An 18,641-nucleotide genomic window follows, 5' to 3' on the forward strand; every position below is an offset into this window, starting at 1 on the left:
CCGATTCTGACCCGTTTCATGGTGTTTTCGCCCTAGATTCTACCTGTGGCGCCTTTACGTAGAGTGCCATGGTGAGCCAGCGCAATGCTGAAATAGATTGATTTCCTTTTTCAAAATCCAACAGATGCATGGTTTATGCCGCTTTGCAGCGTTTTACTGCAAACGGATGTAACGACACCAAGGCAAAGCCCACATTGAAAGTGTAAATGTGGTTTTCATTTAGTTAAGTCTCCATCAAGCGCCATCGATCATGAAGATTTTGGCAAACCGTACTTTCGTGTAGTTTAGTCATATCGATAACGCCGAGGAGGAATATCACTCTTTGACATGAATCAAACGCGTTTTTTTTTGCTGGGTGGCAATCAGATTTTCAAACGTGAAAAAAAGTGAACCGCTCACGGAAAATCCCCAGCCTATTCCTATAAAAATCACCGCACCTCAGTATATTAGCAATGTTTAATTCAATCACTACAACTCAATCTGCAGATCTTCAATTCGAAGATTTCTGATATTTGTCAGACAACACAAGGGACCCCAATCCCAATTCTTATTGACCTGCGTCAATAAAAAAACCGTGTTTTTTTGCAAACCATTGGCCACTTGCTTTCCCCTCCCCCAAGTTGAGAACAGCTTTTTCCAAAGGAGAACCTGCCAAATTTACCCGCCATCATTTCAGATGGGTTTCTGAAATATCCCAAAGTGGCCTAGAATGTATGCTGATTTCACGAAAAACAATCGATCACGCTGGAAATTAAGGCATGAAAAAATTAAAAACACTGCTGTTAGTCGCCACCATCGGTCTCCTGGTGGTTGCCGCAGGACTGGGATTCCTGTTTGGACTCTACAACCCGGTTGCATGGATATTGATCGGCATGGTGATTCTGATCCCCTTCATCTATAACTGGAAGGTTCGCTCGGACCAACTGGTGTGGAAAGATTCCTACAGCGTAGGCATCGCTCAACTGGACGATGACCACAAGAAACTGATCGAGCTTTTGAACAAATTCCAGACAGCGTATGAGTACCACACCGGCGAAGAGTTCGAGCGCAAGGCATTGGAAGAGCTGGTGGACTACACCAAATATCACTTCGAACATGAAGAGAAGCTGCTGCAGGAGAACAACTATCCGGACTTCGCCGCCCATAAGGATCAGCATGTCGCAATGATTGCCGAAGTGGAGCGTTTCGTGGAGGACTACCAGGTACGGGGACATGAAGCACTGGAAGGTGTCGCCCAGTATCTCCAGGGCTGGCTGATCAACCACATCAACGGCACTGACAAACAGTACACCTCTCACCTTCAGGGAAAAGGGGTCAACTGAGCCACGCCATGCAGATCTGGGTCGATGCTGACGCCTGCCCGAAGGTCATCAAGGAGATCCTCTATCGGGCCGCCGAGCGGGTGCAGATACCGCTGATCCTGGTGGCCAACCAGCCACTCAGTACGCCGCCGTCCCGTTATATCAAGACCATCCGGGTCGGATCGGGATTCGACGTGGCTGACAACGAGATCGTCAAGCGTCTGCTGCCGGGAGACCTGGTGATCACAGCCGACATTCCTCTGGCAGCCGAGATCATTGAGAAAGGCGGCAATGCGATCAATCCCAGGGGAGAACGCTATACTGAAAGCAACATCAAACAGCGGCTGAGCATGCGCAATTTCATGGATGAGCTGCGCGGCAGTGGCGTCGATACCGGCGGCCCGCCGTCATTCAACCACGGTGACCGGCAGGCATTCGCCAATCAGCTTGACAGGTTTCTCAAACAGGCGTTATAGCCCCCCTCTTCTTTCGACACTGTCCACTTTTTCTCTTTTACTTTCCCGGACAAACTGCTAGTGAAACAAAGTCATAATGGCTTGGTTGTTTTTTTCTTCAGCAATCTGTTGGGCGGTTTTACCCATATCATTTTTTAGTGTTTTATCGGCACCATTGGCTAATAGGTACGAAACAATTTCAGTATTACCTGCTTTTACCGCATAGATAAGGGGCGTAGAGAAGTCCGCATCCTGCAAATTGACCTTGGCACGGCGCTCAACAAGATATTTTACGACATCAAGATTATCTCTTTCAGCAGCATAGTGAAGGGTGCCAGCGCCAAAGTTATCCTGAAAATTGATATTTTTGATTCTGGGCAGCAGTATTTCTATGCTTTCTTTCTGTCGTTTGTTAATTGCAACCATCAGTGGCGTAAGACCCGCATTATTAGGTACACAGGGGGTAACTAGTCGACTATATCTAAACAGGGTTTTAACGACCTCAGTGTGCCCCGCGTTTATCGCGTGCATCAAGGCTGAATCGCCTTTTCGGTCAGATGAACGAACATCTGCTCCAAATTCCAGCAGTTGGGCAACGATGATGTCGTCCCCCTTTTTCGCTGCAATCATCAGTGAGTTGGATCCCGACCGGTTGCGATCATGTACGTTAGCACCTAACTCGATCAGCAGTGCGGTTATCTGTGGATGACCATTTTCAGCGGCAAATATAAGTGCCGTCGAACCTGATTTGGTTCTGGCGTTGACTTCTGCGCCATGAGAAAGCAGGGTTGCCACAATATCTGTATTACCGGATTCCGCGGCAAACATAAGGGGTCTCTTGCCATATTTACCCGGTGCATCGATATTTGCGCCTTTTCTGATCAACGAGCTGAGCTGTTCTGCTGTCCCTCCTGACGCAACATCACGAAGTTGCTGATCCAGCATGCTGTCAGCCCATGCTGTAGAGCATATGAAGAGATATAAAATAAGTGCGGTTAACAGTTTTGTCTGGTTTAGCATGCTAATGCCTCTGAATATTGTACTGCCATGTGTCATTGTTCTTGCTTCGCCTTGGGTGCTGTTCTAAAACCAGTTCTGAAATCCGGGTTTCTCCAATCCAGATGATCGGCAAGTAATTCCTTATCTGGTGTCAGGCGGGAGACATAATCGGCAATTGCTGCCAGATCAGAGTGACTAAAGATTTTAAATTGTTCCACCATTTTTTCATCTGCATTTCTGCGCTTGCCGATTTTCACCCATTGTAATTGCCGTAGCAGATACTTGAAATGCTGCCCATGAATACGCGGATAAAACTCTTTTGCATCACCTTCACCATTGTCCCCGTGACACTTTTTGCAGTATTCAATATATAGCTCCTTGCCTTCTTCAAGCCGCATACCGAAGCCAATGCTGTTATTGGGAACCATCGGCAACTGCTCAATATAGGCTGAGATATCAGCCAACGCCTGTGTGCCTTTGGCAAACAGGGGGTTTGTAAAAGGCATCATGGTGGGATTATCACGATTACCCTTATGGATATCAGCAAGCTGTTTGAGTATCACGCTTTGATGTTGTCCGGCAATTTGCGGAAAATATCCAGATGGTGACCCCCAGCCCTCTGGCGTGTGGCAAACCGCACAGATATGGTACAGCCTTTTGCCTTTTTCAAGATCAGGTGTCGCATCAAGGGCTTTTTGAACTACCTCATCAACTTTTTTTACCTCTGGTTCAGCACTGGCAACGCCGGAAGCAAGGAAAGCCAGACTCAAACTGAACACCAGCAAAAGATGAAACGCTGATTTTGCTATATTAGCGATTGAAGATAATGAATAGATCATAGCGAATTATATCTTTGTACATTAGTAATACTGATTCAGGACTACTTCAGCAGCGCCAAGCAGTTACCATATCTACAGGGCTCCGACAGCCCAGCACATGCTGCTTATATATCCAATCATGACCAGTGTCAACAAGACCAGGCTCTACAAGGATGAGACTGGATTCGCGCCCTGCCATTCCAAACCGCCCAACTGTATACAATGCTATGCGGAGAAGCCACACAGAGCAAACATCTCCGAACCTGTTGACCTTGCCTGTATTGTAGAGAAGAATACGCAAACATAAAAATAGAGTGGATATTCCCTGCAGCATTAGGATTTATCCGCACCCGGCCAGACTCGTCGTTTGCCGGGAGCAATTCAGACAGCCTCCTGCAGTGCCCGTGAGCAACCGGGTCAGAGGCTTCGTTTGGTGGCAGATCAATCTAAATCAGAAGGGGCGCCGGGGGAGATGATGAGGAGAATAAACAAGGTCTGGTCAGTGATGTTGGCAGCCCTGCTTGGGCTATCTGCCTTTACTGCTTTTGCTGCAATGGAACAGGCTTCGACGCCTACATCTGAAAAGCAGGCAAGCCACCTACCTAAAACAAAAAATGCACCCGCGCCATGCCGATGATGATGAAGATGAGCAGATCTTTGGGAGGCGAAGATGGCACGACGAAATTACATTCACGTTGACCCGGACAGTTCGAGAATAGCGTCCATGGGAAACATTGCAGTCGGCTGTCATACCAACGTCACCCTGAAAAGGAACATGACGAAAGGTTGCCCATACCGTCGGTTGTGCGCAGTGCTCTGCCTTTACTGCTTTTGCTGCAATGGAACAGGCTTCGACGCCTACATCTGAAAAAGCAGGCAAGCCACTCACTCCAAACAAAAAATGCACCAAGTGCCATGCCGATGATGATGAAGATGAGCAGATCTGGGAGTATGAAGATGGCACGACGAAATTCATCTACGTTGACCCGGACAAGTTCGAGAATAGCGTCCATGGGAAACAATACTGTGTCGGCTGTCATACCAACGTCACCCTGAAAAAAGGGGAACATGACGAAAGGTTGCCCATTACCGTCGGTTGTGCGCAGTGCCACCAGGAAAATTTGGAAGAGCAGAAAGACAGCCCCGACCCGAAGTACAAGCGCCTGAAGGTGGTTTTGGAGCAGGTCGACAGCTACATGCACTCGGTGCATGCCCGCCCCAGTCTTGCCGATCAGTCCAGAACCAATGCCGCTTGTCACGACTGTCATGAACCCCACAACATCGGCACCTTGGGCAGTGAGCAGCGGGCTGAACATCGTCTGCAGAATCCTGAGGTGTGCGGCAAGTGTCATGAGGAGCAGAAACAGGCCTACCTGACATCCATCCACGGCCAGGAAGTGATGGAGAAAAAGAACAGTGATGCCGCTGTCTGCTCAGACTGTCATACCACTCACAACATTGAATCACCGGAAGCCGATTCAATGAAGCTGACCATCACTCAGAACTGTGGTAGCTGTCATGAGGATTCATTGAAGACCTATCTCTCTTCCTACCATGGCCAGGTCAACCGACTGGGTTATACCAATACCGCGAAATGTTACGATTGTCATGGTGGTCATGAGCTGAAAAAGGTCGATGACCCGGCCTCCAGCATACATCTCGATAATCGTCTGGAGACCTGCCAGCAGTGCCATGAGGATGCCCCTGAAGGATTCCTGGGCTTCCATGCCCATGGTAATGCCGATGATTTCGAGCGTTATCCCGGCATCTGGATAACCGCAAAATTCATGGAGGCGCTGATAATCGTCGTGTTCCTGTTCTTCTGGACCCATGTCCTGTTCTGGTTCTACAGGGAGTTTCGTGATCGCCAGCAGGGCAAGGGATACATACCCCCCGCGAGAGAAGAGACGGTCTATTTCCGCCGTTTCAGTGTTGCCTGGCGCATCATCCACCTGCTGTTCGCCATGAGCACCATGACACTGGTATTGACCGGCTCCACCCTGCTCTTCTCCCATACCGATTGGGCGCCATTCGTAATCGGGCTGCTGGGTGGGCCACAGATTGAGGCCATCATTCACCGTACGGCGGCAACCATCTGGTTGACGGTATTCCTGGTGCACGTCGCCATCGCCAGCTACACCATCTTCATCGCCGAGCGCAAGACGTTCCGCTGGTTCGGACCCACATCGATGATTCCCAACTGGCAGGACTGGGACGATCTGAAAGCGATGTTCCGCTGGTTCTTCGGCAAGGCGGAACGGCCCAGCTTCGACCGCTGGTCCTACTGGCAGAAGTTTGATTACTGGGCACCCTTCTGGGGCGCAGCAGTTATCGGCTTGAGTGGCCTGATGCTCTTTTTGCCAACCAAAACAGCTATTATCTTGCCGGGTTTTGTCTTCAATATTGCGACAATCATCCATGCGGAAGAGGCCCTGTTGGCCACCATATTCCTGTTCTCGGTGCATTTCTTCAATGCCCACTTCCGCCCGGACAAGTTCCCAATGAGCACCTCCATTTTCACCGGGGCCGTGCCACTTGATGAGTTCAAGCATGAGCATAAGCGGGAATACGAACGTCTGGAAGCGAGTGGAGAGCTGGAGAAGTATCTGGTGAACAAGCCTTCGAAGGGGATGCAGAGAGGCTCCAATATTATTGGCGCGATCCTGATCTTCTTTGGGTTAACTCTACTGACACTGGTTGCGATTGGCTTTGCGACAATAACCTAGACTGTCGGACTTAGCACTGTTTGGCAGCGCCCCCAGGGCGCTGCCTTTCATGGCACCATGCGGTCTGCGGCTCTCGCCGCACCCTACACGACTATAAAGAACGCCCCTCCTTCTGATACTCCCGCTCGATAGCCTCCAGCAGATCCGTTTTTTGCAGAACATCGGATTGACGGGAGAGCGTCTGCAGCAATGCATACTGCATGATATTGGCGATATTGGAACCGGTCAGCTCATAGCGCCGGCACAACGCCCGCATATCCAATCCATGCTCCAACCGGACTTGGGTCGGAAGCAGCCGCCGCCAGATCTGATAGCGCTCTTCCGGACCCGGCGTGGGAAAATGGACCACCGACTGAAAGCGCCGCATAAAGGCGGTGTCGATGTTGCTTTTCAGGTTTGAGGCAAGAATCACCAGCCCGGAAAACTGCTCGATCCGCTGCAACAGATAGGAGACCTCCTGATTCGCATACCGGTCGTGGGCGTCCCGCACCCCGGTACGCTTGCCGAACAGGGCATCGGCCTCATCGAAAAAGAGGATCCAGTCACGATGCTCGGCGCGGGAGAAGACCTTCTCCAGGTTTTTTTCCGTCTCACCGATATACTTGGAGATCACCATCGACAGATCGATACGAAACAGATCCCGTCCGGTCGCCTTGCCAAGCAGGGTCGCGGTGAAGGTCTTGCCGGTTCCCGGCGGCCCATGAAACAGCGCCCGATAACCGGGACGAAAGACCCGCCCCATGCCCCACTCGTTCAACAGATGATTCCGGTGGGTCAACCAGGTGCGCAGTTCCGCCAGTTGATCCCGCGTCGCCGGACGCAGAACCAGCTCATCCCACTCTCGATCTGTAGTAAGGTGTTGGGCCGGAAAATCGATACCGAACCTGGGCCCCTCAGCCACCCCGCTCGTTAGCAGAGAGACGATTTCACTGGGCATACTCAGACGACCACTCAGGATCGGCTCACCCGGCGGGGCCGGATCCAGATAGAGCAGTCCCTCCCGGCTGAACAGATGGGTCTCTTCAAACAGCTGCTTGAGAAACAAACGCTGTTTCAGATCCCTCCCGGCCAGTAGAAACATCAACGTCTCTCCCGTGGGTATAAATCCCCGGAACTGGGTTCCACGAAGTCCTCCGAGAGAGGGATAATCACCATTTTGCGGCAGGACTTCAGCAAAGATCCGGTCAAAAAAATCGGACCGCAAGTGTGGTGCCAAGACCGTGATCAGCGCCAGGTTTTCCTCAAACGGAAGGCGTTGACCCGGCAGCAGCTCAAGCCCGGCCAGTCGGGATCGAACCGCTTCCACCTCAATCTTATGCCCCTGCCCCAGCAGCTCCGCCAGCCTGTAGCGAACCCACTGCTCTAGTGCAGCCAGACCTTCAGTCAGATTTTTCAGCCTTGTTTCCACGCGACGATTTTCCCTATTTCAAGACCTGATCCACAACGATTTCACTGGGATCTGACAATCATTTACTTCACCAGATTCGTAGTCTACTCTAAACAGGAGAGAGAGGAGATTCAGCACCGGATCTGATGCTGGAACAATAGCCCCGATCCAGGGGCAAAGACAGTCTAGGGAAGATGATTAAAACCGCATTGGAATTGTTGGTTACCCAACTCAATCTTCACCTCGGTGACGCTGGCAGCAAGCCCGTCACCCTGGGTAATATCGCGCAACTGGAAAATCAGGACAGTCTCCCCACGGAAGCCTCTATCAAGGACAAGGTCGTGCTCAGTCTGGTCAACCTCGAAGAGGAGAAGACCATGAAGAACGGCCCGATACATAAACTGCACAACGGCCGAAAGGAGCTTGCGGAGCGCCCCGTCCACCTCAATATGTTTCTGCTCTTCAGCGCCAACCTGACCCACTATGATCTGGCGCTGGAACGACTCTCCCAGATCCTGCTTTTTTTCCAGTCCCATCGCGGCTTCGATTTCCATCGCCATAACCAACCGGAAAAACAGCTCCCCGAGGGGTTCAATGTTCAACTCGATCTGCATACCCTCAGTTTTCAGGAGATCAACGATCTGTGGGGCAGCCTCGGCGGCAAGCAGGTGCCGTTCGTGATGTACAAGGCACGGTTACTGCGCCTGGAGGCGGAGAGCAGCGGAGAACCGGCACAACCGATCACGGCCATCGACCTCATTCACGGACAGCGGAACTAGGGCCATGAGTGAGACGGTAGGCATCGAATATCGCCCGCTCTGCACCGTCCATTTTCGCCACGGCTACTACTTCGATCGCGGCCAGGCGTGTTTTGAATCTCTCCGCGCGGATGCACGGCAGAAGATCCAGGATCAGGCCGACATCCATCAGGATCTGGAGATCCAACCCACCGCCGACTGTCGGCTGCTGATCAATCGTTACCGGCTGGTCTACCGCCAGACCGAAGACGGCTTTCTCGTCGCCGCACCGGTCAACCGGGATCCCGACAGCGGTGAGCCGGTCTTCGCAGTGGGACTGGAACCGGGTTTCAAACTGCGTTTCTCCCTGCGGCTGAAAAACCCCCATTTCCTCGACTTCACCAATCTGCCCCTCGACAAACTGCAGGGGGGGATCTACCGCTTCTCAAACGATGCGGAGAACCCGGAAAAGAACAGTCTGCATCTGAGCCGGACACTGCAGGGATTCAGCGAAGCAATCCAGTATCAGCCCGGTGACCTGCTGATTGACGACCCACTCGATCCGCAGCAGCGGCTCAGCACACCCGGCAAGATCGAAGCCGGTGACACTTTCGACATCGAAGACTGGCAGACTTCCCCCCCCTATAAGGTCTATGAGAGCGGTCCAATCCCGGCAGGTGAAGTGGCCACGGGAGATCATGTTGTCCACAACGGCAGCGTCTACGAGTCACAAATCGACGATCCCAGCGGCAATTTTTCCAACCCGGCTCACTGGTTACGCCAGTACAGCCCTCTGCTGCAAGGCGTCAGCCGCGACGATTGGCTACCGCTTTACCCCAACCACTTCTCCATTGCCCTGGACAATCCACAGCACTACCTGAAACTACGGGTATTCGACCTCGACACACAGATGCTGTTAGAGGCAACCTACGATGGGGACGGCGAACAAAACGAAATTACCGTCGACCTGGCTGATCTCAAATCCGGCCGCTACCGTCTGCAGCTTTTCGACGCCGACGGGTTGCCATTGGCAGACAGTGAACGGTTTTTCTATCTGGATAATGATCTTGCCAGCAGCCGCCTGTTCGGCCTGATCGAACTGGAAGCCACCACCGATGATTATCGATTACTGGATGGCGACGGGGTTCTGCAGTCACCCGAATACCTCATTAACTTCATCAACCGCGCCACCTACTGGCGCTACCAGTTCCCCCAACCGCTGAGTGACGACCTGATTGCGACTCCCGGTGATGGCCTCACCGTGGAAGCAGGCACAACGCCCAGCCGGTTGATCACCAGCAACGCACAACCGCTGACCAGGGGTTTCATCCCCCTGCTCCGCAACGACACCAGTCAGTATCTGCCCAATCCCACTGACACCCATTCGATCCATCCCGAAGACGGCCGAATCTTTTCGGACATCTATTTGACCAGTTAACCATCAGGGAGAGACCACCATGGCACTCGTAGTCAAAACCCCCGGCGTCTACACCGAAGAGATATCTCTCTTCCCGCCCTCTGTCGCACAGGTGGAAACCGCTGTTCCCGCCTTTATCGGCTACACGCAGTCGGCGGAAAAGCGGGGGGAATCCCTGCGCGACAAACCCGAACTCATCCGTTCTCTGGCCGATTTCCAGGAATTGTTTGGGGCCGCTCCCGATGTCAATGTCAACCGCGTGGAGATGGATGCCAACAACAGCATTACCAGCGCCAGCCTCTCATCCACTTTTCTACTCTACGACAGCATGCGGCTCTTCTTCGCCAACGGCGGCAGCAAGTGCTACATCGTCTCGGTCGGCGACTACAACGACATTATCAATAAGGATCGTCTCAGCGCCGGACTCGCCGCCGTCGCCCGCGAGGATGAACCGACCCTTCTGGTAATGCCTGATGCAGTGCAACTGAAGGACGACAAGTTCTACACCCTGCAGCAGCAGGCGCTGAAACAGAGCGGCGACCTGAAAGATCGTTTCGCCATTCTCGATCTGCTGCAGGAGAACGGTGGCAGCATGGATCTGCGCGACAGCATCGCCGACTTCCGCAACAAGGTCGGCATGCAGAATCTCAAGTATGGCGCCGCCTACGGGCCCTGGCTGAAGACCAACCTGAGCAAGACGGTAAAAGTCCGTCAGTTGACGGGCCATCTCTTTAAGCTCGGCAATCCCGTCAGCCTCGGCAATCTGACCGAGGACGGGGACACCCAGCAGGCCATCAGCCGTCTGACCCGGGCCTCCGCCGACACGGATCGTCTGCTCGACGATGCCACTGCCGGATTAAAGAAATTTCTCGCCGACAACACCACCGATGCTGAATCAGTGGATGCCGGCTATCAGGCAAAATACAACGACTTCCGTAATGCACTCGCCACCTTTAACGCTGACACAGCAGCCAATCCGATCGGTCCGGTACAGGATGCCTATCAGGCGCTGTTCGACTACATCTACATCCTGGTGAACGCCGTTCTGGATGAGGTCGCCAAGGCCGACACCGATTTCAGTCAGCGCGTGGTGGCAAATCCGGGCGACCCTGACGCCCCCTTCGACCCGGACGGCACCACCTTCCTTACGGACTATGCACAGACGCTGATTAAAAACACTCTCTTTTACCGGATGCAGAGGCTCAACAACTACACCAGAGGCGCCGGTATATTCATCGCCACAGGCGAGGATGCCGACGCAGACGGCAATGTCGACGAGCATGAAGACTACTTCGCGGCCCACAGTGCCGGAATGACTGCTGCCGCATGGACGCAGGGCGGAGACAACGCCTTTACCACAGGTGATCTGCCGGCCTTTGAACTCACCTCCATCTATCCGGAAGGCGCCGCCGGACAGGCTGTCGATGAGGAGGCGAATAAAAAGCGCGCGAAAAATATGGAGAGCGGCGCACGCCTGGTAAGTAAGGTATTCAAATCGGTGGATGAAGCGGTTGCCGGCATCAAGGCCGAGGCCCGCGCCCTGGAAAACAGCTATCACGAAACCCTGGTGGACGGTTTTCCGCTACTGCGCAACCTGATCAACCGGGTCTCCAATGCGGTTACCGAGCTACCCCCAAGCGCAGCTATCGCCGGTGCCTATGCGGCAGTGGATGCCAGCCGCGGCGTACACAAGGCCCCTGCCAATGTCAGCCTCTCCAGCGTCAAGGGCGTCTCCGAAGTCGTCACCCATGCGGAGCAGGCCGACTACAACGTGGACACGGTAGCCGGCAAATCGGTCAACATCATCCGCCCCTTCATCGGCAAGGGAATCCTGGTCTGGGGCGCCCGCACCCTCGACGGCAACAGCAACGAGTGGCGTTACGTCAATGTGCGGCGCTTCTTCAACATGGTCGAGGAGTCGGTCAAGAAGGCCTCATCCCGTTTCGTCTTTGAGTCCAACGACAAGAACACCTGGGTCAAGGTCAGGGGCATGATCGAGAACTTTCTGCTGATCCAGTGGCGCAATGGCGCCCTCGCCGGGGCGGTGCCCGACGATGCCTTTTTTGTCAACGTGGGGCTGGGACAGACTATGACGGCGCAGGATATCAATGAAGGCAAATTGATCGTTGAGATCGGCATGGCGGCGGTTCGACCCGCAGAGTTCATCATCCTGCGCTTCTCCCACAAGATGCAGGTCTCCTGACAGATGATTTTTTACAGGGAAACAGAGATGCGCAGACCAACGGTCTGCGCCAGCTAACGGATACGAGGTACAGTCATGGCAAATTATCCTCTTGCAAAATTCCACTTCGTGGTCGAGTGGGGCGGTTCCAGCGTCGGCTTCAGCGAGGTCTCCGGCCTTGAGGTCGAGACCGAGATGATCGAATACCGGCACGGCATGAGTCCTGAGTTCAGCAAGATCCGCATGCCGGGTCTGAAGAAGTACAGCAACATCACCCTGAAAAGGGGCACCTTCGCCAGTGATAACGAGTTCTTCAACTGGTGGAAGGATACCGCCAAACTGCAGACCGTGGAGCGGCGGGATCTGGTGATCAGCCTGCTCAACGAAAACCATGAACCGGTAGTGGTGTGGAAGGTGAAGAACGCCTGGCCATCCAAGGTGACGGCCACCGACCTGAAGGCTGACGGCAACGAAGTGGCGATCGAAACCATGGAGCTTGTCCACGAAGGTCTGGTGATCGAGAACGAGTAACCCGGGACAGACCAATATGTCGGAGTACGACTTCTATCCCGGGTTCCACTTCCAGGTCGAATTCATCAGCGTCGATTTCGGTGCTAATGACAGCCGCTTTCAAACCATCGGCGGCCTGGAGGTCAGCATGGAGACGGAGACGATCAAAGAGGGCGGCGAAAACCGCTTCGAGTACATCCTGCCCACCAAGACCAGCTACGGCACGCTGAGTCTGAAACGGGGCATGATGCGTAACTCCGATCTCATCGACTGGTGCAACCGGACCATGCAGACCCTGGAGATCAAGCCGGTGGACATACTGATCACCCTGCTCAACGAAAAACACGAGCCGGTGATGAGCTGGAACATCTTTCACGCCTGGCCGAAGAAGTGGTCCGTCTCGGAGTTCAACGCCATGAACAATGAACTGACCATTGAGACGCTGGATCTCCAGTATCTCTACTTCACCAGGGGCTGACTATGCCGGTAGAGATCAGAGAGCTGGTAATTCGTGCCGAAATCGGCGGACAGGAGCCGCGCCGGGAGGGTAGCAGTAGCGGCACCCGGCCAGCACCCGAGGATAAGGAAGCACTGATCGCCGAGTGCGTCGAACGGATCATGCAGATACTGCAGGAGAAAGGAGAGAGATAGACCATGCCCGGGCAACTGGAAAAGATGCGCCTCATCGCCTACAGCGATCCGCAATTCTCGGAAGAGGTGGCGGACGGCACCTTTGTGGTGCAGATCAACCCGGAGAACTACTCCTTCAAATACAAGATCGAGCGCGACGAGCAGCAGGCCTCGGGCACCAGTGCCACTCCCCCCCGTTTCAACAAGATTCTGCCGGAGGAGATGGATTTTGAGTTTCTCTTCGACAGTACGGGAGCCATTCCGAGCAGCCTCTCGGAGTCTTTCAGCAACCGTTACCTGAAGGGCGACGGCGTGGTCGATGCGATTGAGCACTTCAAGGAGGTGGTACTCAACTACGACGGCGACACTCACCAGCCACGCCACATCAAACTCAGCTGGGGCACCCTGCTCTTCAAGGGCAGTCTCAGCGAGATGGAGATCACCTTCAAGCTGTTCAAACCTGACGGCACGCCGATCCGCGCCGTGGCAAGGGCGAAATTCAAAGGTTTCGTGGAGGACGACCTGCGGGCCGCCCGGGAGAATGCCCAATCCCCCGACCTCACCCATCTGCGCATCGTTCGTGACGGCGACACCCTGCCCGCCTCTGCCATGAAATCTATGGAGATTCCAGCCTCTACCTGGAGGTGGCAGGATGCCAGCGAACTCCACACTTCCCCGGCAACTGCAGACTGGCTAAAGGCCCGTGATTCCCGAAGCTGGAGAGATAGACGATGCCCCGCGAACGACAACTGCCTCTGCCCCGCGCATCGGACTTGGTCACCACTACCGTAAAGGCGGGCGGTGAGGTTTTGCCGCGTCAATATCAGGTAGCAATACGTAACTGAACGAAGTACAACATTGTTGCTGCTTCGTTCAGTTACGGCTACTATCGCCTCTATGACGCCCAGGGGCGAGCCACCGATCCGGGTAAAACTGCTTCTCCAGAATGCGACCTCGACACAGGCATGCCACTACTGACGCTACTCTGCCGTCACTGATGCGCCGCAGCTCATACCCTCAAGCCAGCGACTGAGATAGAGGTCCTCGTCCGTGTCTGCTGTCAGTGGTCTCTCAGGGCGGCCAAGCTCCAGCCGGTGGCCATCAGACGCCCACCCAGCGGAGTAGATGGATGCCGATACAGTCTGACCCCGCTTCAAGCATTACGGTTCAACGGGTGATGGCCAGCCTCGAAATACCCTCCTTCTCGGCGATCCTGGCCGCAGCCAGGACGATCTTGCCCATCAAGGCCTCATCATCGGGTTCAAGGTCATTCAGGGTGGAGATATGGCGCTTTGGAATCACCAGGATATGGGTCGGCGCCTGGGGATTCAGATCCCGGAAGGCCAAGACATCATCATCCTCGTAGACCACATTCGGCTGGATGTCGCCGCTGACCATTTTACAGAACAGACAATCACTCATGATTACTCCTTGCTCGTGTAAAAGGGGTCAATTTGACTCCGCCCCCTTAAGTTGCCATTCAGACACACTATGATGTAGACACCAATTGGAGCCGGTTGTCCCTATCAAAACTCGGAACGGCCGGAAAAAGCGTGGGCGATGGTCGCCCCATCGACATACTCCAGCTCGCCTCCCATCGGGACGCCTTGGGCAATGCGCGTGGTGCGGATGCCCCGAGCATGTGCCATATCGTGAATGTACTGGGCTGTCGCCTCACCCTCCACCGTCGGATTGGTGGCGAGTATAACCTCCTCAACCTTACCCTCTGCGAACCTTGCATCCAGCTGATCCAGGCCGATCTCACGCGGTCCTATCCCATCCAGGGGAGAGAGATGGCCACCCAGCACAAAATAGAGTCCGCGATAGTCGATAGCCTGCTCGAGGAGGGTCTGGTCTGCTGGCGTCTCCACTACGCACAACTGGGCAGAGTCGCGGTGAGGATTGGTGCAGAGACGACAAATCTCCTGCTCCGTCAAGGTCCGGCAGCGGCTGCAACGGCCAATCCGCTCCATTGCCTCGACCATGATGCGGGAGAGATGTCTGCCCCCTTCACGATCCCGCTCCAGCAGATAGTAGGCCATCCGCTGGGCAGTCTTTGAACCTACGCCGGGCAGGCAGCGCAACGCCCCTATCAGCTGGTCGAGCAGACTCTGTGAAGACATCGAAATTTCAGAAAGGCAGTTTCATACCCGGCGGCAGTCCCATCCCGGCAGTCAGACCAGACATGCTCTCCTGCATCTTCTGGGAGACCCGCTGAGCCGCATCGTTCATGGCCGCTGCGATCAGATCCTCGAGCATCTCTTTATCGTCCTCCATGAGAGCGTCATCGATAGAGACGCGACGCACCTCGTGCTTGCCGTTCATGATCACTTTCACCATGCCGCCACCGGATTCACCGGTGATCTCTTCCTGCGCCAGTCGCTCCTGGGCCTGTTGCATCTCGGCCTGCATCTTCTGGGCCTGTTTCATCAGGTTACCTATACCACCCTTCATTACCAAATCCTCTTCGAAAGAAAAATGTTTAATCGACCGGTTTGACAGAGCCACTGACCAGTCGTGCTGAAAGATGCTCTTCCAGCTCTCTCACCAGCGGATCTTCAGCCATGGAGGCCTCTGCTGCCTGCTGGCGTTCATTCAAGGCCCGTTTCTGCCGCATGGCGGGAGTCTCCTTGTCAGAGGTTTCCACCAAAAAGTCGATTTTGACCTCAGCACCCAATACGGACCGGATACCGTCCAGCAGACGTTTCTCCGCCTGCCCACCCTTGAGTTGTCTGGAGGCAGGATCAAGCTTGAGCTTGAGCACCTTTCCATCCCACCCGGCGAAGACACAATTATTGGCCAACTGGCTGGCAATGCCGCCGAGCCTGAGACCTGCCGCAAACTCCTCCCAACGGCTGGGATCGCTGACCTGCTCCCGCTTCTCCGTCTGTGCCGGTTGGGGTTTAGCCGCCTGAGCTGGCGCGCGCTCTCTTCTTACCGGTTTTCCGCCGACTGACGTGGCCGCATTCGGCTGAGTTGATCCTGATGACGCATGGGTACTTTTTCGCGCATTCGAACCAGATCCAGCAGCCTCTGGTCTGAAAGCCAGCATGCGCAACAGCAACATCTCGAAGCCACTGCGGGGATCCGGCGCGAGTGACAACTCCCGCTGCCCACTCAAACCGATCTGGTAGAAAAGCTGTACATCTTCCGGGGCAAGGCTCTGTGCAAGCCGTTTAACCTGAGCCGTATCGAATGCGTCATCCGGCTGAAAATCGGGCAGCAGCTGGCACAGGGCGATCTGATGCAGTAAGGCCAGGAGGTTCTGGATGGCAGTGGCAAAATCCGCCGCCAATTCCGACATCTCAGCGATACGCTGCAGCAGGCCAGCGGCATCATTTCCGGCAAGCGCCTCCGCCAGAGCGTGAATCGAATCCCCGGCAATGGTACCGAGCATTGCCCCGACATCAGCAGCCTGCAGTGCCCCGCCGCCAAAGGAGATAGCCTGATCCAGAAGACTCAGTCCGTCACGCATACTGCCGTCAGCCCCACGAGAGAGCAGAGAGAGCGACTCATCATCAAAGTCAATCCGCTCCTGTCTCAGGATATGGCTGAGCTGTCCACCAATCTGTTCCCGGGTGAGACGTTTGAGATTGAACTGCAGGCAGCGGGAGAGCACGGTCACCGGCACCTTCTGGGGATCAGTTGTTGCCAGGATAAATTTCACATGCGGAGGCGGTTCCTCAAGTGTTTTCAACAAGGCATTGAAACTATGGCCGGAAAACATGTGAACTTCATCGATCAGATAAACTTTGTAGCGTCCTCTGACCGGTGCATAGGGGACGTTTTCCAACAGCTCTCTGGTCTGATCAACTTTGGTCCGGGAAGCCGCATCCACTTCCAGCAGATCGACAAACCGCCCTTCGTCTATCTCCCGACAGGCAGAGCAGACACCGCAGGGTGTCGAGCTGACCCCCTCCTCGCAGTTGAGCGATTTGGCAAAGATTCTTGCCAGGGTTGTCTTACCGACACCGCGGGTACCGGTAAACAGATAGGCATGGTGGAGCCGGTCATTGTCGAGGGCGTTGGCAAGCGCCCTGACAACATGCTCCTGCCCAACCATCTGGCTGAACAGTTGAGGACGCCATTTTCGGGCAAGCACCTGATAGGACATGGAAGCCGATACGTCATTCTATAATGGATAGAGAGGCGATGAGTGTAACCCAAGATCTTGCCTGAATCATCGCCAATGCAGAGGGTTCTGCGCAGGAAACAGGAAAAGGGTGGCGGCCGACACCAGCCACACCCCGGCACACGAGTCCACTGCTGCCGCTGCTCCCTTCCGGGCCTGACGGGGTTCACAGCTTCACGTTGCGGGGGGACCGATATCAGCCACCATAGAAACAGTGATGAAGCGGCGTGATTATACGCCCTATCGGAACGAAAACAATGGAGGATGTGATCCGGAACCGGGCAATCCCCGGGATCAACTATCAGCTGTTAGAGGACAACAACCGCTTCGGGAGAATAGGAGGACTCAATGCCACTCAGGCTCACTGCCGTCACTGCGAAATAGTGGGCGCCCAGACCACTGACAGTGAACTCCGCCACCGTATCGCCATTAATCCAGACCTTGTCGCCATACTCGCCGGATACCTCTCCATGATAGATATAGTAACCGGAGACAACTGTATCGCCGCCTGCAGTCCAGGAGAGTTGAATCGGATAGGTACAGGAGAGGGTGCCACAGTCCACAGAGATGGAAACCATCGCCATGGAGATCGCCCCGCTGGCGTCGGTGATCTGATAGAGAAATGAATCTGTGCCGGTGAATGAGGCATCAGGCACGTAGGTAATCATGTTGTCCAGGCCAATGAACAGGGCGCCGTGGGCAGCCTGAGTCAGGATAGAGACAGAGACCGCCCCAATATCCTCAGCAGTGTCGTTATCCAGCACGCTGAAAACAACCTCCTGACCTTCGACGGTAGAGGCGGCATCAGGGTTCGCCACCGGCTCACGGGCGCTACCGACCGTTTCGGAAGTCGTATCGACAGTCACACTATCGTCTACACCACAGGCAACAAGCGTCAGACTTAGCAAAGCGCAAGCCAGAAACCTAAGTAGATTTGAGGTGTGGAAAGTCATATTGCAAAAACCCTGTTCAGCAGTGGACCATAGAATATCGTTCCACCCCGTAAAGCACCATACCCAACAACGTCTATTTTATGGAACAACGTCACAAATTTGTAAGACCCCACATCAGGGCACAGGAATTAAATACTTTTTTATTATTTTTCATGGTGTTACAAATAGTACATAAATATATAAATTCGCATTCCGTAACTTCTGACTGAGGATAAAAACATTAGTACAGTGCTATAAAGAAATAGCTTCTTAAAACGGCTCTAATTCACTGGATTTAAACTAAAGGGGGTGGACGGTTAGCGCCACTTACCCCAATATATAGGGGTGCAGTTATCAAAAAATCAATCGGCGGAAGCTCGAAGCCCGGTAGCGGGCCAAGATTACCCACGGACGT

18 protein-coding genes and 1 other RNA gene are annotated in these 18,641 nt (G+C 54.1%); 10 read left to right on the top strand and 9 right to left on the bottom strand.

All coding sequences use genetic code 11. From position 1 onward, the window contains the following. Window positions 1-758 precede the first annotated feature (758 nt). Both G9Q73_RS02955 and G9Q73_RS02960 read left to right on the top strand, forming a co-directional pair. On the top strand, window positions 759-1,322 hold the full coding sequence (locus G9Q73_RS02955; protein ID WP_177418467.1) for a bacteriohemerythrin: 564 nt from the start codon (window positions 759-761) through the stop codon (window positions 1,320-1,322). A gap of 8 nt (window positions 1,323-1,330) precedes the next feature. After that, window positions 1,331-1,777, top strand: coding sequence for a YaiI/YqxD family protein (locus G9Q73_RS02960; RefSeq protein ID WP_177418468.1), 447 nt, complete (start codon window positions 1,331-1,333; stop codon window positions 1,775-1,777). Between the two features lie 57 nt (window positions 1,778-1,834). Here the strand turns inward: G9Q73_RS02960 and G9Q73_RS02965 are convergent, their stop codons facing one another. Further along, window positions 1,835-2,776: an ankyrin repeat domain-containing protein gene (locus G9Q73_RS02965; RefSeq protein ID WP_177418470.1), complete on the bottom strand. Its 942-nt coding sequence runs from the start codon at window positions 2,774-2,776 to the stop codon at window positions 1,835-1,837. 32 nt (window positions 2,777-2,808) lie between these two features. Continuing rightward, a complete protein-coding gene (locus G9Q73_RS02970; RefSeq protein WP_177418472.1) occupies window positions 2,809-3,594 on the bottom strand; it encodes a c-type cytochrome in 786 nt (261 codons plus the stop codon). Between the two features lie 818 nt (window positions 3,595-4,412). Between G9Q73_RS02970 and G9Q73_RS02975 the strand changes: the two genes are divergently transcribed. Beyond that, a complete protein-coding gene (locus tag G9Q73_RS02975) occupies window positions 4,413-6,299 on the top strand; it encodes a cytochrome C (RefSeq protein ID WP_177418474.1) in 1,887 nt (628 codons plus the stop codon). 91 nt (window positions 6,300-6,390) lie between these two features. Here G9Q73_RS02975 and G9Q73_RS20300 read toward each other — a convergent pair whose 3' ends face one another. Continuing rightward, entirely contained in the window at window positions 6,391-7,707 is a 1,317-nt protein-coding gene (locus G9Q73_RS20300; protein WP_177418476.1) for an ATP-binding protein, read from the bottom strand. A gap of 173 nt (window positions 7,708-7,880) precedes the next feature. Between G9Q73_RS20300 and G9Q73_RS02985 the strand changes: the two genes are divergently transcribed. From G9Q73_RS02985 to G9Q73_RS03015, 7 genes are all read left to right on the top strand, one after another. After that, a complete protein-coding gene (locus G9Q73_RS02985; protein WP_177418477.1) occupies window positions 7,881-8,465 on the top strand; it encodes a Pvc16 family protein in 585 nt (194 codons plus the stop codon). A 4-nt stretch (window positions 8,466-8,469) separates the two neighbouring features. Next, on the top strand, window positions 8,470-9,861 hold the full coding sequence (locus G9Q73_RS02990) for a hypothetical protein (protein ID WP_177418478.1): 1,392 nt from the start codon (window positions 8,470-8,472) through the stop codon (window positions 9,859-9,861). Between the two features lie 19 nt (window positions 9,862-9,880). Beyond that, complete coding sequence (locus tag G9Q73_RS02995; RefSeq protein WP_177418480.1) at window positions 9,881-12,043, top strand: phage tail sheath C-terminal domain-containing protein; 2,163 nt, start codon at window positions 9,881-9,883, stop codon at window positions 12,041-12,043. 75 nt (window positions 12,044-12,118) lie between these two features. Next, a complete protein-coding gene (locus G9Q73_RS03000; protein ID WP_177418482.1) occupies window positions 12,119-12,553 on the top strand; it encodes a phage tail protein in 435 nt (144 codons plus the stop codon). Between the two features lie 16 nt (window positions 12,554-12,569). Further along, window positions 12,570-13,010, top strand: a complete 441-nt coding sequence (locus tag G9Q73_RS03005) for a phage tail protein (protein WP_177418484.1) — start codon at window positions 12,570-12,572, stop codon at window positions 13,008-13,010. A gap of 2 nt (window positions 13,011-13,012) precedes the next feature. Beyond that, complete coding sequence (locus G9Q73_RS03010) at window positions 13,013-13,183, top strand: DUF5908 family protein (protein ID WP_177418486.1); 171 nt, start codon at window positions 13,013-13,015, stop codon at window positions 13,181-13,183. Between the two features lie 3 nt (window positions 13,184-13,186). Continuing rightward, window positions 13,187-13,954, top strand: a complete 768-nt coding sequence (locus G9Q73_RS03015; protein ID WP_177418488.1) for a CIS tube protein — start codon at window positions 13,187-13,189, stop codon at window positions 13,952-13,954. A 375-nt stretch (window positions 13,955-14,329) separates the two neighbouring features. Here G9Q73_RS03015 and G9Q73_RS03020 read toward each other — a convergent pair whose 3' ends face one another. The 6 genes from G9Q73_RS03020 to G9Q73_RS03045 form a co-directional block, all read right to left on the bottom strand. Then, window positions 14,330-14,584 (bottom strand): HIT domain-containing protein, encoded by a 255-nt coding sequence (locus G9Q73_RS03020; protein WP_177418490.1) that lies wholly within the window; start codon window positions 14,582-14,584, stop codon window positions 14,330-14,332. A 104-nt stretch (window positions 14,585-14,688) separates the two neighbouring features. Continuing rightward, window positions 14,689-15,285 carry a recombination mediator RecR gene (gene recR / locus G9Q73_RS03025; RefSeq protein WP_177418492.1) on the bottom strand — a complete coding sequence of 199 codons (597 nt, stop codon included), beginning with the start codon at window positions 15,283-15,285 and terminating at the stop codon, window positions 14,689-14,691. 7 nt (window positions 15,286-15,292) lie between these two features. Continuing rightward, on the bottom strand, window positions 15,293-15,616 hold the full coding sequence (locus tag G9Q73_RS03030; RefSeq protein WP_177418495.1) for a YbaB/EbfC family nucleoid-associated protein: 324 nt from the start codon (window positions 15,614-15,616) through the stop codon (window positions 15,293-15,295). A gap of 28 nt (window positions 15,617-15,644) precedes the next feature. Beyond that, window positions 15,645-17,276 carry a DNA polymerase III subunit gamma/tau gene (gene dnaX, locus G9Q73_RS03035; protein WP_177418496.1) on the bottom strand — a complete coding sequence of 544 codons (1,632 nt, stop codon included), beginning with the start codon at window positions 17,274-17,276 and terminating at the stop codon, window positions 15,645-15,647. A 117-nt stretch (window positions 17,277-17,393) separates the two neighbouring features. Continuing rightward, window positions 17,394-17,490, bottom strand: an RNA gene (ffs, locus tag G9Q73_RS03040) — signal recognition particle sRNA small type. A 112-nt stretch (window positions 17,491-17,602) separates the two neighbouring features. Next, on the bottom strand, window positions 17,603-18,202 hold the full coding sequence (locus tag G9Q73_RS03045) for an Ig-like domain-containing protein (protein WP_177418498.1): 600 nt from the start codon (window positions 18,200-18,202) through the stop codon (window positions 17,603-17,605). Window positions 18,203-18,641: the final 439 nt, after the last annotated feature.

It is taken from the genome of endosymbiont of Lamellibrachia barhami (assembly GCF_011947365.2).
In the GTDB taxonomy this organism is placed as follows: Bacteria; Pseudomonadota; Gammaproteobacteria; order Chromatiales; family Chromatiaceae; genus QGON01.

What these genes read in the sequence shown, in the direction of transcription:
- G9Q73_RS02965 (WP_177418470.1), bottom strand. Translation starts at nt 2,776, where the DNA reads ATGCTAAACCAGACAAAACTGTTAACCGCACTTATTTTATATCTCTTC.
- G9Q73_RS03030 (WP_177418495.1), bottom strand. Translation starts at nt 15,616, where the DNA reads ATGAAGGGTGGTATAGGTAACCTGATGAAACAGGCCCAGAAGATGCAG.
- G9Q73_RS02955 (WP_177418467.1), top strand. Translation starts at nt 759, where the DNA reads ATGAAAAAATTAAAAACACTGCTGTTAGTCGCCACCATCGGTCTCCTG.
- G9Q73_RS02990 (WP_177418478.1), top strand. Translation starts at nt 8,470, where the DNA reads ATGAGTGAGACGGTAGGCATCGAATATCGCCCGCTCTGCACCGTCCAT.
- dnaX (WP_177418496.1), bottom strand. Translation starts at nt 17,276, where the DNA reads ATGTCCTATCAGGTGCTTGCCCGAAAATGGCGTCCTCAACTGTTCAGC.
- G9Q73_RS02985 (WP_177418477.1), top strand. Translation starts at nt 7,881, where the DNA reads ATGATTAAAACCGCATTGGAATTGTTGGTTACCCAACTCAATCTTCAC.
- recR (WP_177418492.1), bottom strand. Translation starts at nt 15,285, where the DNA reads ATGTCTTCACAGAGTCTGCTCGACCAGCTGATAGGGGCGTTGCGCTGC.
- G9Q73_RS02960 (WP_177418468.1), top strand. Translation starts at nt 1,331, where the DNA reads ATGCAGATCTGGGTCGATGCTGACGCCTGCCCGAAGGTCATCAAGGAG.
- G9Q73_RS03015 (WP_177418488.1), top strand. Translation starts at nt 13,187, where the DNA reads ATGCCCGGGCAACTGGAAAAGATGCGCCTCATCGCCTACAGCGATCCG.
- G9Q73_RS03020 (WP_177418490.1), bottom strand. Translation starts at nt 14,584, where the DNA reads ATGAGTGATTGTCTGTTCTGTAAAATGGTCAGCGGCGACATCCAGCCG.
- G9Q73_RS03000 (WP_177418482.1), top strand. Translation starts at nt 12,119, where the DNA reads ATGGCAAATTATCCTCTTGCAAAATTCCACTTCGTGGTCGAGTGGGGC.
- G9Q73_RS02970 (WP_177418472.1), bottom strand. Translation starts at nt 3,594, where the DNA reads ATGATCTATTCATTATCTTCAATCGCTAATATAGCAAAATCAGCGTTT.
- G9Q73_RS02975 (WP_177418474.1), top strand. Translation starts at nt 4,413, where the DNA reads ATGGAACAGGCTTCGACGCCTACATCTGAAAAAGCAGGCAAGCCACTC.
- G9Q73_RS02995 (WP_177418480.1), top strand. Translation starts at nt 9,881, where the DNA reads ATGGCACTCGTAGTCAAAACCCCCGGCGTCTACACCGAAGAGATATCT.
- G9Q73_RS03005 (WP_177418484.1), top strand. Translation starts at nt 12,570, where the DNA reads ATGTCGGAGTACGACTTCTATCCCGGGTTCCACTTCCAGGTCGAATTC.
- G9Q73_RS03010 (WP_177418486.1), top strand. Translation starts at nt 13,013, where the DNA reads ATGCCGGTAGAGATCAGAGAGCTGGTAATTCGTGCCGAAATCGGCGGA.